13 protein-coding genes and 1 tRNA gene are annotated in these 13,524 nt (G+C 64.8%); 3 read left to right on the plus strand and 11 right to left on the minus strand.

Features of this window, described 5'->3' with window-relative positions; translation table 11 throughout:
• From LHJ54_RS01565 to LHJ54_RS01605, 9 genes are all read right to left on the minus strand, one after another.
• Window positions 1–984 (minus strand): M48 family metallopeptidase, encoded by a 984-nt coding sequence (locus LHJ54_RS01565; protein ID WP_228242012.1) that lies wholly within the window; start codon window positions 982–984, stop codon window positions 1–3.
• Window positions 981–1,673 (minus strand): DsbA family protein, encoded by a 693-nt coding sequence (locus LHJ54_RS01570; protein ID WP_228242013.1) that lies wholly within the window; start codon window positions 1,671–1,673, stop codon window positions 981–983. Before LHJ54_RS01570 ends, LHJ54_RS01565 begins: the two co-directional genes overlap by 4 nt.
• Before the next feature lie 10 nt (window positions 1,674–1,683).
• On the minus strand, window positions 1,684–3,048 hold the full coding sequence (locus LHJ54_RS01575) for a M48 family metalloprotease (protein ID WP_228244260.1): 1,365 nt from the start codon (window positions 3,046–3,048) through the stop codon (window positions 1,684–1,686).
• 15 nt (window positions 3,049–3,063) lie between these two features.
• On the minus strand, window positions 3,064–4,011 hold the full coding sequence (locus LHJ54_RS01580; protein WP_228242014.1) for an alpha/beta hydrolase: 948 nt from the start codon (window positions 4,009–4,011) through the stop codon (window positions 3,064–3,066).
• Window positions 4,012–5,106: a phosphatase domain-containing protein gene (locus LHJ54_RS01585; RefSeq protein ID WP_228242027.1), complete on the minus strand. Its 1,095-nt coding sequence runs from the start codon at window positions 5,104–5,106 to the stop codon at window positions 4,012–4,014.
• A gap of 39 nt (window positions 5,107–5,145) precedes the next feature.
• Window positions 5,146–6,840, minus strand: coding sequence for a hypothetical protein (locus LHJ54_RS01590; protein ID WP_373457045.1), 1,695 nt, complete (start codon window positions 6,838–6,840; stop codon window positions 5,146–5,148).
• Between the two features lie 111 nt (window positions 6,841–6,951).
• Window positions 6,952–7,392 (minus strand): DUF2141 domain-containing protein, encoded by a 441-nt coding sequence (locus LHJ54_RS01595; protein WP_228242029.1) that lies wholly within the window; start codon window positions 7,390–7,392, stop codon window positions 6,952–6,954.
• Window positions 7,393–7,432: 40 nt separating this feature from the next.
• Complete coding sequence (locus tag LHJ54_RS01600) at window positions 7,433–8,155, minus strand: sterol desaturase family protein (protein WP_228242030.1); 723 nt, start codon at window positions 8,153–8,155, stop codon at window positions 7,433–7,435.
• A gap of 75 nt (window positions 8,156–8,230) precedes the next feature.
• Window positions 8,231–8,734 carry an MmcB family DNA repair protein gene (locus tag LHJ54_RS01605; RefSeq protein WP_228244262.1) on the minus strand — a complete coding sequence of 168 codons (504 nt, stop codon included), beginning with the start codon at window positions 8,732–8,734 and terminating at the stop codon, window positions 8,231–8,233.
• Between the two features lie 152 nt (window positions 8,735–8,886).
• Between LHJ54_RS01605 and LHJ54_RS01610 the strand changes: the two genes are divergently transcribed.
• Window positions 8,887–8,963, plus strand: a tRNA-Arg gene (locus LHJ54_RS01610).
• Window positions 8,964–9,115: 152 nt separating this feature from the next.
• Here the strand turns inward: LHJ54_RS01610 and LHJ54_RS01615 are convergent.
• Both LHJ54_RS01615 and traA read right to left on the minus strand, forming a co-directional pair.
• Complete coding sequence (locus tag LHJ54_RS01615; protein WP_228242031.1) at window positions 9,116–9,889, minus strand: DUF6118 family protein; 774 nt, start codon at window positions 9,887–9,889, stop codon at window positions 9,116–9,118.
• Between the two features lie 10 nt (window positions 9,890–9,899).
• The gene (gene traA, locus LHJ54_RS01620) at window positions 9,900–12,785 is read right to left on the minus strand and encodes a Ti-type conjugative transfer relaxase TraA (protein WP_228242038.1); all 2,886 of its coding nucleotides are present in this window, start codon (window positions 12,783–12,785) and stop codon (window positions 9,900–9,902) included.
• Window positions 12,786–12,958: 173 nt separating this feature from the next.
• On the opposite strand from traA, the gene LHJ54_RS01625 reads away from it, so the two are divergent.
• Both LHJ54_RS01625 and LHJ54_RS01630 read left to right on the plus strand, forming a co-directional pair.
• Window positions 12,959–13,264, plus strand: a complete 306-nt coding sequence (locus tag LHJ54_RS01625) for a conjugal transfer protein TraD (protein WP_228242041.1) — start codon at window positions 12,959–12,961, stop codon at window positions 13,262–13,264.
• Between the two features lie 22 nt (window positions 13,265–13,286).
• The gene (locus LHJ54_RS01630; protein ID WP_228242043.1) at window positions 13,287–13,511 is read left to right on the plus strand and encodes a conjugal transfer protein TraD; all 225 of its coding nucleotides are present in this window, start codon (window positions 13,287–13,289) and stop codon (window positions 13,509–13,511) included.
• Window positions 13,512–13,524: the final 13 nt, after the last annotated feature.

A 13,524-nucleotide genomic window follows, 5' to 3' on the forward strand; every position in this document is an offset into this window, starting at 1 on the left:
TCAGCGGTCGGGCGTCGCAAACCTCGTGCGCCAGTCGGCGGCCCCGTTGTCGGCAATCGCGCGCTCTACCAAGGGCAGTTCCGCTGTAATTCGCCGCGCGCGCTCGTCCCAACCGTCGTGCGACCGGGCGCGCAAAATGCCGCCAAGCGCGCCGCTGCGGCTGCGCGGTCCCCAATACTCCATGAACTCCACTGCGGCTGCCGGGCGATAGCCCGCGTTGGCGAGCAGCCATGGCATCAGCCGGTCCGCTTCGCGCTCTGTTTCACGAATGTTGCCCTGCGACCGGCCTGCTGCGTCCAGCCGTTCGCGGTGGCGGAGGAAATTATGTGCCAGCTCATGCGCAACCGCTGCGGCGAGCAGCTCGTCGGAATAGCTCAGTCCGCTAAACTGGTCGCCGATCAGCACCCTTGTGCCGTCGGCCACAACCCTATCGCTGCCAGGCAGCAGTTCGAACCTGGTCGGACACGCCAGGGCGCCGGGCAGCACAACTTCCCGCTCCTCGGCGTTGCCGGTACGCCTGGCGCGAAGGGTCACGCTGCCCCTCTCGGCAAGCCGCCGCTCGATAAGATCGTTGATCTGCGCCATTCGCGTCCACTTGGCACCGCTGTCGAGTGGCCAGTTCGCCAAGTCCTGATCGGCCACCGCCACCAGCGTCATGTTCGGCGCCAGCCCGGCCGCCTCGGCGGGTGAGCCGCCTGCTACGGCCTGAACGCCGATCGGCCCGTCCAGCCCCAGCGCGCCAATCACCGCGGCGGAGTCGGCATAGCTGTCAGCATCGTGCAACAGCAGGCCCGCTGCCGGCGCGGCATCGCCGCAAAAGGCAGCATTGCCGGTGACAAGCCGCCAGCCGATGTCGAACAGCCGCGCTTCGCTGGCCTGAAGGCGTTGCAGTGCCTGGCTGGTGGAGTTGGCTTCAACCTGCGCAGGCAGCGCAGCGATGGGTGCCACAAGCCCGGCAACGATCGCGGCCTTCAGCCCCCTCACCCGCCACCCGTGCCGTTTAACGCGCCGCGCAGCCGATCCGGCCCGACCGCGCCCTGAATGATTTCGCCCCCGGCTATCCAGCTAGGGGTGCCGGTGAACCCCAGCTGCTCGGCCCAGGCCATGTTCTGCGCCAATTCGCGGGTGACCTCCTCGGAGCGAGCGGTTGCCTGCGCTTGTGCAAGGTCCAGCCCCGCGACCTCGGCTGCCCGGCGGACCGTGTCTGGCGAGGGTGGACCATGCGCATACATGGCATCGTGGAACGCCGCGAACTTGCCCTGCTTCGCCGCCGCGAGGCTCATCCTCGCCGCCTCCTCGCTGCCAGGAAAGATGGGCCATTCCCTGATCACCACCTTCAAGTCGGGATCGGCTGCGACCAGCGCCTTCACATGTGGCAGGCTAGCCTTGCAGTAACCGCAGGCATAGTCGCTGAATTCGACCAGGGTGCGCGTCCCTTGCGGGTTGCCGAGCACGGCACCGGGGAAAGCGGACGTGACCTGATCCTCGATCCCGGCGAGCCGCCTCTGGGCATCCTGTCGCTGCAACGCGGACGCCATTTCCGGCAATATGTCGGGATTGGCAACCAGATAGCTGCGCGTCTGCCGATCGCCCAGTCCGGTCACCGACCACAACGCCGCGCCAGCAAAGCCCGCGATCAGTGCCAGCAGAACGGTCAGCGCGTGACGCCGCATCTCTACCGTGTCACTTCCGGTCGCGCTGGCGTTCAAGAGCGGCCCGCGCTTCCAATCCGACATCCTGCGCCCGGATCCAATCCGGTGAGCCGGTGGGCAGTCCCGCCTCCGCACCGCGCGCACTGCGCAAGGCAGGCGCGAACTCGCCGCGCAGAACCTGCTGCTCGGCACTGGCGAGCATGGCGCGGGGTTCATCCCCCTTCTGCGCGTAAACCTGCCCCAACTGATACCAGGCGAACGGATTGCGTCGGTCGAGTGCAACCGATGCCCGCAAGACCTGTTCCGCCTCGGAGAGATGAGCGGCGTTCTCCGTGGCCAGGAGCGCATGGCCAAAGATGGAGCCGATCAATGGCGCGTTGTTGGTCAGCCGCGTCGCCGCCCGCAACGATTCGATCGCCTCTGCCGGCCGGCCCGATTCGAGCAGCACCTGCCCCTTGAGTTCAAGGAAGAAGGGGTTGTCCGGCTGCATCGCGAGGAGCGCCTCTGTCTCTGCCAGAGCCTGTTCGACCTTGGCCTGCTTGTGGTACGCGTAGGCCCGAGCGTAATGCGCTTCCACGCTCCCGTCACTTTCGGGATAGAGACGCATGGTTTGCGCCGGGTCCGCGAGGTAGCCGAACAGCTTGGCCTTTACCTTGCTGAAACGCGCCTGCAGCGCAGGGTCGTCCGGCGCTTCCCACGCCGGGTCTGCCTGGTATGTTTCCCGCAGCCGCTGGATCCTGTCGGAAGACAGGGGGTGGGTCTGCACGAACTCCGTTTCATCGTTCCGCCGAAATCCCCGGCGTGACAATTCGCCCTGAAGTTTGCGGAAGAAGGTGAGCGAACCGCGCCCGGAAATGCCCGCTTTGGAAAGGTACTCCGCACCCGCGGCATCCGCGCTCGCTTCCTGCACGCGGGTAAAGGCGAGAAACTTGCCGATGGCCGCGCGCTGCCCCGCCATCATGATGCCGGGTGCCACCTCGCCCGCCCCGGCTGCGGCAGCGGCCACGCCGAGCAGCAGGGACAGCAGGCTGATCCTGGTTGCCGCGCCCACCCCTTCATCAAAACGGTTGATGTGGCCGCCGGTAATGTGGCCCAGTTCGTGGGCAATCACGCCCTGCACCTCGTTCGCGGTATCGGCGGCGTCGATCAGACCGGAATGGATGTAGATGATCTGCCCGCCGGCGACGAACGCGTTGATCGACGGTTCGTTGAGCAGGACGATCTGGACATTGCCCGGGTCCAGCCCCGCCGCCTCCACCAGCGGCGCCGCCATGTCGTTCAGCACGGCTTCCGTTTCGGTGTCGCGCAAGACGGATTGGGCAATGGCAGGCCGCGCCGCCAGCAGGGCCAGCGCCCAGAAGGCGAACACATAGGCGAGGAAGCGGGAGGAGGGCACAGTCACCGCCGCAAGCTAGCGCAATCGGTCCTGAACCGCGCCTGAAGTGGGCTGGGCCAGCCTCGTCCTGGCGAAGTCGGCGACCTGGCTCGCAACGGCGGCGTCCCGGGCGAACGGTTTGGACAGGGCCATGATGATCCCGGCATGACCCATGGCGGGAATGATCACAAGCTCTGCCTCGCCGCCGGCCATCTGCAGTGCCGCCGCCAGAGCGGCCGAATTGCGGGGCTTCACCACATCGTCGTCCGCGCCCGTGATCAGAAGCAGCGGCGGGGCGTCGCTGCGCACGAAGCGGATCGGCTGGGTCCTGTCAGGCGGCTCTGCATGGCCCAGCGCCGCGCGGGCAGAATCCGTGGTGAACGGATAAAAATCGTACGGTCCGGCAAGTCCTGCCGCACCTGCCACCATGGTGTCCGGCACGCCTGCGTCCCGCAGCCACTGAGGATCGAGCGCGAGCATGACCGCATTGTAGGCACCGGCCGAATGTCCGGCCAGGATCACCTTTTGCCCAGAAACTCCATGGCCGGCGGCGTTGCGGGCCAGCCAGGCCAGCGCCGCCGCGCTGTCTTGCAGCATAGCGGGAAACCGTCCGTCCGGCACCAGGCGGTAGCCCACCAGCGCGGTGGCGAACCCATGTTCGGCAAAGGTCCGCGCGACAAACCGGTAATCGCGAGGCGCGCCGGTATGCCACCCGCCGCCATGATAGAAGACGATCAAGGGACGGTTGCCACTTTCGCCATGCGGCACCCACAGTTCCAGCCGCTGCGCCGGGTGTGCTCCATAGCCGGCCGTCGCGGCCAGCCGAGCGCGCCTGTCGCGGGGAAAGGCCGCGTCGATCCAGTTGAGCGGCGCGGCCGAACCTGTCCTGACCGCCCATTGCCAGACACCGGCCCCCGCCATGATCATCAGGGCCATGCCTGTGGCAGCCCAGCTGACCAGGCCCATGCCTCGACCCCGGCGCATTCAGCCCGGTTCCTGATGCGCGACCGTGCGCACTACGTTGGCCGCACCCGTTTCGCCAACCAGCCCTGTTTCCTCCAGGAACGCCCTGGTGGTCGAATAATCCTCGCCCAGCCACAAGGGCACGCCGGCCGCGCGAATGTCGGCCGCCGCCTGGATCTCCTCCGCGCTCGACGGCGGCCCCGCCTGCCGCACGAACACCGCCTTCACGCGTGACCTGTATCGCCGCACGGTGGCCGCGAAAGCCAGCAGGTCGGCCTGCGTGTCATCGCCCGCCAGTGCGAAATCCAGCCAGGGGTAGAAATCGAACAGCCGGGCAATTGCCGCTTCCTTGTGCGGCCCGTGGCCTTTGCTCCCCAGAGTTGCACGATTGAAGTCCCAGTCCCGCAAAGCCATCGGCCCCAGGGGCAGCCCGCGTGCGCGTTGAAACGCGACAAGATAGGAGAACAAGTTCCATGGAGACGAGGAGATATAGAAGAACGGGTTCGCTGCCGCTGTCTGACGCGTGCCGAGGTGCGCCTCCCCCTCTTCGAGCATCGCACCGCCACCGAGCGCGTTATAGAACAGGTCGGCCGCGGGGACCAGCAGGCGCTCCTCCGGCAGTTCGGCCAGTACCCGCCGCCAGTTGCGCGCAAGGGATGCGATCCCGCCGGTGATGCCGGTCTCGATGATGGTGTCATCGATGTCCGATATCACCGCCAGCCGTGCTTCCCTGCCGGGCGCAAGGACGAAGGCATCGGCGCAGTGCGCATGGCCGCGATCCTGCCAATGCAGTACCGCCACCTCCCACGCCGTTTGCGCCGGCAGCGCACGGGCCGCGGAAAGCGGTACATCGAAAAGCAGATACCCTTCCTGATCGGTGCGTCCGTCGAACCATTGCGACCCTTCGGCTCCCGCGACCTCAAGCTGGACCGGCAGATCGGCAACCTCGCGCGAGAGGAACTGACCCAACATAGTGCGAAACGCCTGCCAGCGGCCGCCCCCGGTGAACTGGGGGGCTGCCGACCGCAGGGCACGGACTTTCAGGCGGAGGTGGTTCTCATTGCGATAGCCGAAGTATGGCTGAACACGGACCGGATGCACGGGCAATAAGGGCATGCCCCCTGCCCTAGGGCGATACGCGCCAGATCGCCAGTGTCACCCCACCAGACGGCGTGCCGCGCGCGTCACCAGCTGCGGGTCGTGCGGTATTTCGCCCAGCAGGACCAGTCTGCCCGACGGGCAGCGGTGCAGCATGACCAGCGCGAACTCCGGACCGTCCGGCGCAAGGTCTTCAAGCGCTACTGCGCCTGATGCGCGCAAACGCTGAGCGAGCTCTTCGCGCATGGCAGGCACCGGCCTTGCCAGAAGCCCCTTGTCCTCGCGGCGCAGGCGGCGTTCTTCACTGATGATGGCCTTCATGCCGCCCTCAGACTGCTGCAGAAGCGCGCGCAGTCCACCCCATTCAACCCGGCGCCGATGCGCATGACTCAGCACCGTCGCGATCTCGGCCAGCCTTGTCTTGTCGTAATCCGCGCCGAAAACCAGCTTTGCGACAGGAGTCATGGGCGCGCGGTCCTGCATCTCCAGACCGTTGTCGGCCAACAGTTCCGCAAATTCCTCCGGCTCCTGCGCGGCCGCAAGGCTGACGTCGTATGCCCGGCTGACCGCGCGGTAGAGTGCGCCGCGGGTCCGGTCCTCGCTGCTCAGCGCGGCATCGGCCAGCTCACGTGCAGCGGCGAGACAATCGTGGAGCCCGGTCGCCTCGTCATCCGCTCCCATCGCGATGGCAATCCGCTCCAGCATTGCTTTGGGGCTGTCGGGCGGCGTCGGCAGCCCTATTGCCGGGACCGGCAGACTGTACGCGGCGGCAGGATGGTCCAGATCCTCGGCATAGGGGTCGAACGCGGGGGCGCCGCTAACAGGCACCCCGCAATCGGCAAAGGCGGTCAGGTCGAGCGGCGCCGGCGTCTTGCGCCGTTCCCGCCGGTCGATCGGCATGGTGATGAGGCTGGGCATCCGCTCGTCCTCCTCCTCGGCCTCGCCTTCCTCGTATTCCTCCAAGGAGCAGTCCTCTTCCGCGAATTCCGGCTGGGTGAACAGCAGGACCGGATCGGCATCCAGATCCAGATGCTCCGCTTCGTCGGCATCCGACTCGTCCAGTTCGTCATCTCCGGCAATCTCGCCTACGAGGCCGAGATCGAGGACGTTGCCGCCGTCTGCCAGCGGCCTGTCAAATCCTTCGGCCAACGCCCCGTCCAGTTCGTGCAACAGCGCCTCGGTGGTCGCCTGGTCGGCCAACTCCTTCCAGTTGATGATGCCGTAGATGTGGTCAATCGTCTGGTCATCGCCGGAAAACGGCAGCAGGATGCCGCGGTAAAGGACCGTCAGACCGCGCGCGTTCACAAACTCTGCCTCGAACCCGATCGGCGCCTGATTAGCCAGGATCTGCATGTAATGATCGGTAATGCGGCTGAGGAGCGAGAGGCTCGGCACGTCGCCCAGGCGGTTGATGAACAGATCCGCCCCGCATTCCACCGCCAGACGGTCACCGAGGAACGCGACCACCGGATTGTCGATACCCTGGGTGAAATCAAGCAGTACGCTGTAGGGGCCGAAATCAGGCAGGTCGCGCGGGTCCAGATCCTTGATGTCGGGAAAGTTGCGCTCTCCCAGCAAGCCTGCCCAGTAATTGTACGCCCGCACCTGCATCCGCCGCTCGTCCTGCCCTACGGGTGATGGCGGCGGTTCCACGATCATCCGATCTTCGGCATCGGCCTCCTCGTAATCCGCTTCCTGCTCCCGGGCGGCAGACCCGCCAAACGCGCTAAGCGAATTGAGAATACCGCGCATAGAAGTTGGCCCCTGCTGCAAATCTGCCTCGTTGCAGCATCCTTGCCCCACCCATGGTAAACATTGTGTAAAGCAAGCCGCCGAAGTTTCGCAGCGTTTGCGCGCGCCTGATCAGAGCATGTAGCGCATGGTGATGGTCATGCGCTGGTCCCTGCCTGATACGGTGAACGCGGCTTCATTGAAGCGCGGAGGCCCCATGGTGACCTTGGCGTCGCGGGAAAAGCCGAAACCTTCGCGCGGGATCATGCTCATTGCGCGGTCTGCCTTCCCGTTCCCGTTCTCGTCATGCAGGAGCGCGATGGCATATCGACCCGGCTGCACCCCACGGAACACGATTTGATCGGCGCGGGCGGCGGCGACCTGGGCGCGGTACGCGGCAGGATCGTCGCGGCACTTGGGGAACTTGGCGGGATTGGCGGTCAGGCATGCCATTACCATCCCCTCGCCGGACCGCAGGTTGGTGACCGTCACATGGACGGCCGCCCCGCCGCTGGTCGAGGCGTCGGACGGCAAGTCCCGCGCGGCTGCCGGAACGCCAAGCAGCAGCGCCACGGCAGCGCACCTGCCGGTTCTGCGCAACGCTGACCCAGCTTCAAACATTGTCGGACAACCCCCGATCCGTCCCGCACAGCCTGTCCCAGTGGCGGAAATACAACCCGTAATTGCATTGATAGCGTTCGTGATGACGCTGATGATGGCTGGCCGTGATGATCCAGGCGCCTGCCGGGCCGCGGACCAGGCGGCGGGGGAATAATTCCCAGCCAAGATGATTGGTGACGCCCAGCACGGTCATCACGGTGAGCACCATGCCCAGCATGGCGACGTGGATCGGTACCAGGAACACGAACAGAGGGATGAACACCGCTCCCGTCAGCGACTCGCCGGGGTGAAAGCTCATCGCGGTCCAAGCGGTTGGCCGCTTGCCGACATGATGCACCGCATGGAAGCGCCGGAACAGCGGAGGATGGTGCAATGCGCGGTGGGTCCAGTAGAACCAGGTGTCGTGCGCCAGGAGATAGACGCCGACCGAGACTGGCAAATACCATAGCGGGTAAGCGCCCCAGTCGGCGTAGATACGGGTCCAGCCGTGGTGCACCCACCCCCACAGAACCAGACCCGCTGGCACACCGTAGACGAAGGCGGCGGACATCGACCAGCCGATCTCGCGCCGGATCTGGTCGCCAAGCGCCCGGTAACTGCCGGGGCTGCGCCGTTCTGTCAGCCAGTGAAATGCCCCGCTGACCACCGCATAACGGGTCGCCACGATCGCGCTGGTGCCCAGCAGGGCCAGGATGAGGAGCATGAAGGACGGCATGGCTGCCCCGTCCTATGCGGGCCGGTACATGGACGCGAGGTTAAAATGCGGTATTTATGCGAGCAAGCGAACCGATCACGCGATCGCCCCGGTGCCCTCCTGGTGCTCCGCGCATGCTGGATCGCCTGCGAAACAGATGCGGCGCATGGCGGTGCGGGCCAGCCGCTCCACCTCCTTCTTGCGCCGTGCCGCCGCCAGCGGAGCCAAAGCGGCCGGCCGCACGATCTCCGCGTCGTAACCATCGGCAATGATGATGCCTGACCGAGTGGGCAGATACGCCTCTCCGTCCAAGGGCGTCCGATCGAGTTCGGGCGGCACGCCCCAGAAGAAGCGGTCGCAGAACTCAAGATAATCGGGCCACTTGCTGTCGCCCAGCAGATCGGCCCGGCTCACCTTGATCTCCACGATGACGATGCGCCCGTTCTCATCCAGCCCCATCAGGTCGGCGCGGCGGTTGTTCCGCAGCGGCATTTCGGGCAGGCACCAGATCCCGTTGCGTGCAAACAGCCGGGCGATACCCCGCGCCACCGCCAGCGCGTCAGGCGCGAGCATGTCTTCCGCCCGCTGAGTCAACGACATGACCGCAACGGACCGGCCCCCACGCTCCACTGGCAATGATTCGCTCATGCCATTGCACGTGGAACATAGGGTGAACCCGGTCAAGCGCTGTTGGCCGCGCAATCAATGCTGGCGCTTGCCGTTTGGCTTTGCTAGGTGCTGCGGCCGCGCCGGCACCCGTAGCTCAGCTGGATAGAGCGCTGCCCTCCGAAGGCAGAGGTCACAGGTTCGAATCCTGTCGGGTGCGCCAGTCAACTGCCTTAGTGCGTTGTTTTCAAACAGATTTCGGCAGAGGTGTAGAAAGCGGCCCTACGATTGACCCCACACAATGTGCGGGCTTTTCCAGCACATTCTGGGGCTTTCCGGGACGCTTCTTGGTGCGTGAAGGCAATTTCCAGCGCGCTAATCGTCTCCGTTCTGCGCCCGAATCTGGAGTGTGCAGGATACGTTCTTCCCGCTCGAATTCGCACGTTTCCTGCAATCTTCAATCTTGTCCCGATTATCTCGCTGCATGTCAGCCGCCGCAACAAGGACGTGCCACGCTAGAGGATCGGCACTCTGCATCATCCTGCTGCCCGCGTTCCACTGCGACGACTCTCCCAGAACTCTTTCCGCCATCCGTTCGGGCCAATGCCAGCTTTCGGGCATTGCGCGGGCGATAGTACCGGGCAGGATCGACCAGAGCAGGATACCGGCCAGCACACCCACGCCTGCAAAGCGCCAGGTCTGGCGCTTCTGCTCGGCCTCCGTGCGGACACGCCCGACAATTGCGGCGAGCCGACCGGTTGCAAGGTCTAGGTCTTTGCGTCCGTGCCGGAACAGATCGCTGGCATCGCGTAGCATGTCGAGCGAGGCGCGCTTCATCTGAAACGCGATGTCTTCCGGCGTCAGCTCAATGGCAGGCTTGTTGCCAATTGAACCTAACGTCTTGGAGACCTGCGCCAGCTGATCGGCCATCTGGCCGAGCGTAGCTGTGTAGTCCGGGATCATGATGTCGGCGCGTTCCCTGGCCATGTTCTGGACCGTATGGCGCACCATTGCCATTTCGCCTTCGAGGCGGGCGAAGGCCTCCGTCGCGGGATCGGTTTCATCCGCCGTTTCCGGTTCCCGCTGCGAGGCTGGCGGTTCCTCGACTTCGAGGTCCAGTTGCACTTCTTCGATGTTGTCGTCTTCCATGTCATTTCTCCTAAATGCTCATGTCGAAAACGCGGGTGCGTTCACGGGTGAGGGTTGCGGTGAGTTCGTTTGCGATGCTGCGTTCGGGCTTGGGCTCGATGCCCAGTTCGCGGGTCTTGCCGCGCAGCAGGCCTTCGACCTGCGGGTCGCGTTCAAGCGCCTTCGCCAGTTCGGTCAGCATTGCCGACACACGAGCAGCGCCCGCGCGGTCACCCTGCTGCTCAAGCTGCTTGCGTGCTGCGTTCAGCCCCCGCCAGTCGCTGACAAAGCGTTCGGATCGCAGCTCCGGATCGGTGCGCACGGCGGCTTCGTTCTGCATGGCGCGCATGGTTTCCCGAGTCCGCCCGCCAGCGGCATCGGGAATCAGTTCAGGACGTCGCTCTAGCGCCGTGGCAAGATCGGTGGCCGCAAGGGGCCTTATCGCTTCGAGCGCCTTTCCAGCCTTCTCCAGCGCATCCTTCTGGTGCGGGAGCACGGGCAAGCCCTGGGCCTGCATCGTTCCGATATCGCAAAGCGCACGGGCATAGCGTTCGACTGCGCGGCGCTGGTCGTTCTGCGAGTTCGTCTGCACCGGAAGCGGCTCAAGCTGGCGTGCCTGCGGGCGGAAGTTTCCGAAGATAGATCTGGCCTTCTCCGGCACCTGCCGAACCTTCTCCAAGACCCGCTCGCGGAAGCTGATTCCGCGCAGTTCGGCGAAGGCCTGCTCGGGCTTGTAATCAGCAGCCATGTCTTTTCCGCGTTCGCGGCTGAGCGTGCGAACAAGCTTGGACTGGTCGGCAAAGTCATCACGGCCATAGTACAGCGCCAGTCCTTCGCGATGGCGCGACATGGCGACATAGGCGGAATGGCTGTCCATGCCTGGCGTGGCGAGCACATGCGTGCGGTCCACTGTCATTCCCTGCGCCTTGTGGATCGTGGCGGCGTAGCCATGATCGACGTGGGCATAGTCCTTGGTGTCGAACGCAACCTCGCGGCCATCGTCGGTGCGCGCCGCCATGCGCTGCGCGCTGGCCTGTTCAACCGTGCCCAGCGTCCCGTTCTTCACCCCAAGCCCGCGCTCGTTCCGCAGGAAAATGATGCGGTCGCCGGATGCAAATTGTCGTTCGCCACGCGCGGCCTTGATCGTGGCATCTGCACCCAATGCGCCAGCTTCGCGCATCTTCTCGCGCGCCATCTGGTTCAGTTCGCGGACCTCATCATTGGTGTGGGTGAGGATGATCCGACTGTCGTCTGGGCTGTTCTGGCGTTCCTCATCCCAACGCTCGATCAACTCTGTCCGCGCGACCTCGCGCGTGTCAGTGGCATGGACCATGCCGCGCTCTTTATAGGTGCGGATCGCTTCGCCGGTGCGACCCGTTGCGAGGTGCCGGGTCGCGTCTTGCTGCCATTCGGAAAGCTGGCGGCGGACTTCGCTGATCTCGACGCCGCCGTGGCGCTCGTGGATCGCCCGGAATGCTGCGCCTGCCTCGATGGCCTGCAACTGCTGCTGGTCGCCCACCAGAACAACCTTCGCCCCGGCCTTCGCGGCATGGGACAGTACGCGCTCCATCTGGCGCGTGCCGACCATGCCCGCTTCGTCGATCACGAGCACATCCTTGGCAATCAGATGTTCGCGTCCCTTGCCCCACTGATGTTCAAGACTGGCAATGGTGCGCGATACAATGCCGGAGCCGTTCTCCAGACCCTCGGCAGCAATGCCGGACAGGGCTGCGCCGCGCACATTGTAGCCAGCGCTTTCCCAAGCCTCGCGCGCAACGCCTAGCATGGCGCTCTTGCCGGTTCCGGCATAGCCAACGACAACCGCGAGATCGCCCTTCTTCGTGACGTGTTCGAAAGCAGATTTCTGCTCTCCGGAGAGAGCCAGGCCGCGCTTCGCAGCGCTTGCGAAAGCGGCGTTCCGCTGGCCATCATTGACGCTGTGTTCCGTGCGCTGCGCCATGGTATCGGCGGCGCGATGCAGGCGCTGTTCGGTCTCGATCATCCCGCGCGACGTGAACCGATCCTGCCCGCGTCCGTCCTTGCCCAGCGCGATGAGATCAGCGGAGCCGCGCACAGCATTGTAGGCGGCATCGAACTGCTCCTTGCCGTCGCTGTGCCGGTGAACAAATGCGGCAAGGTCGCGTTTGGTGAACGTCGCTTGCTGGTGCGTGATCGCATCCAATGCCAGCGTGGGATTAGCGATGATCCGCTCACCATTGCGCTGGGCGATGGCGCGATGTTCTTCGATCCGTTCGGCTTCGAGCCCGCGCCCGCCAATGCGTGAGGCTGCGGGACCGATCTTGTCCTGCGGCTCCAGCGCGATGCCCTGTGCTTCCAGGCTGCGATGATCGATGCGCGCATCGATATCACGTTCGGCCAGCGCGCGGTTCACATGATTGGCCCAGCGCTCGCGCCATTGTTCGATCAGCGCGGTCTTGTTCCAGTCGCGGACCTTCGCGCCAAAGCCGTCCTTGGTCACTTCGCGCATCGTCAGCATGACATGCGCGTGTGGCTTGGCCTTGCCATCCTCGCCGATATCCCAATGGACATTGAGATCGGCGATCATGCCTCTCTCGACGAATTCAGCCTTCACGAACTCGCGCGCCAGCTTCACGTTGTCCTTCTTGGACAGCTCGCGGGGCAGGGCGAACTCGACCTCGCGGGCAAGCTGGGCATCCTTGCGCTTCTCGGCGGCCTCGACAGCGTTCCACAAAGTAGCGCGGTCGGCGAAGGCTTCGGGCGCGCCCTTGGGCAGCATCACTTCGGAATGAAGGACGCCTGCCTTGTTGGTGAAATCATGGGTTCTGTCGATCCGCTCATCGTGCAGCCGCTCGCCTGCGCGATAGGCCGCTGCCGCCACGGCACTGCGTCCGCTCGACCGTCCGATGACCTTTGCGCTGAAGTGAAAGATTGCCATGACGGCAATCCAGTTACACTCCAAACGCCACGTCGGCACGACGTATAAGCGCGCCCTCTCATGATAAAATCCTGATCGGGACTAGGCGGTATCACACTGTCCCGGCGACCTTACTGCATTGGATTACAGCTAAGATTATGATGGCTCCATCACACCAACGATGGAGACAACACATGCGCAAACCCCGCGACTTTGATTCGGAGCTGAAGGCACTGGCCGACAAGGCAAAGCAGTTAAAGGAACGCCGCGTGCGCGAACTTGGCGCGCTGGTCACTGCAACCGGAGCCGACGTTCTTGATGCTGAGACCCTTGCCGGTGCGCTACTCGATGCTGCCGCCAACACCGACAAGGCCACCGGGGAGGGCTGGCGCAAGCGCGGCGCGGCCTTCTTTCAGGGCAAGTCACGCAGCGCTTCGAGCGGACCTGGTCAGCAGCCGGAAGGCACTCTCCCGCTCGATGGCGGCGCGGCATCGGCTTGAGGCAGCAAAGGCGCGAACCGACATGCGCGAGTGGCAGGTCAAGCGACGAGAGCGAACCCGGCAACTGATCGAGCTGGGCGGCCTGGTAGCCAAGGCTGAACTGGTCGAGTTGACAGACGATGATCGCGCCGCGCTTTATGGCGCGTTCCTCACCGTTGCCGCCAAGCTGCGCGGCCCTGATGGCGCGCACGCGCTGGTGTTGTTCCGGCGCAAGGGCAAGCGGTCGTTCGAGGCTGAAAACCCATAAGCGCAGTGGTTGA

This window comes from Porphyrobacter sp. GA68, assembly GCF_022605525.1.
In the GTDB taxonomy this organism is placed as follows: domain Bacteria; phylum Pseudomonadota; class Alphaproteobacteria; order Sphingomonadales; family Sphingomonadaceae; genus Qipengyuania_B.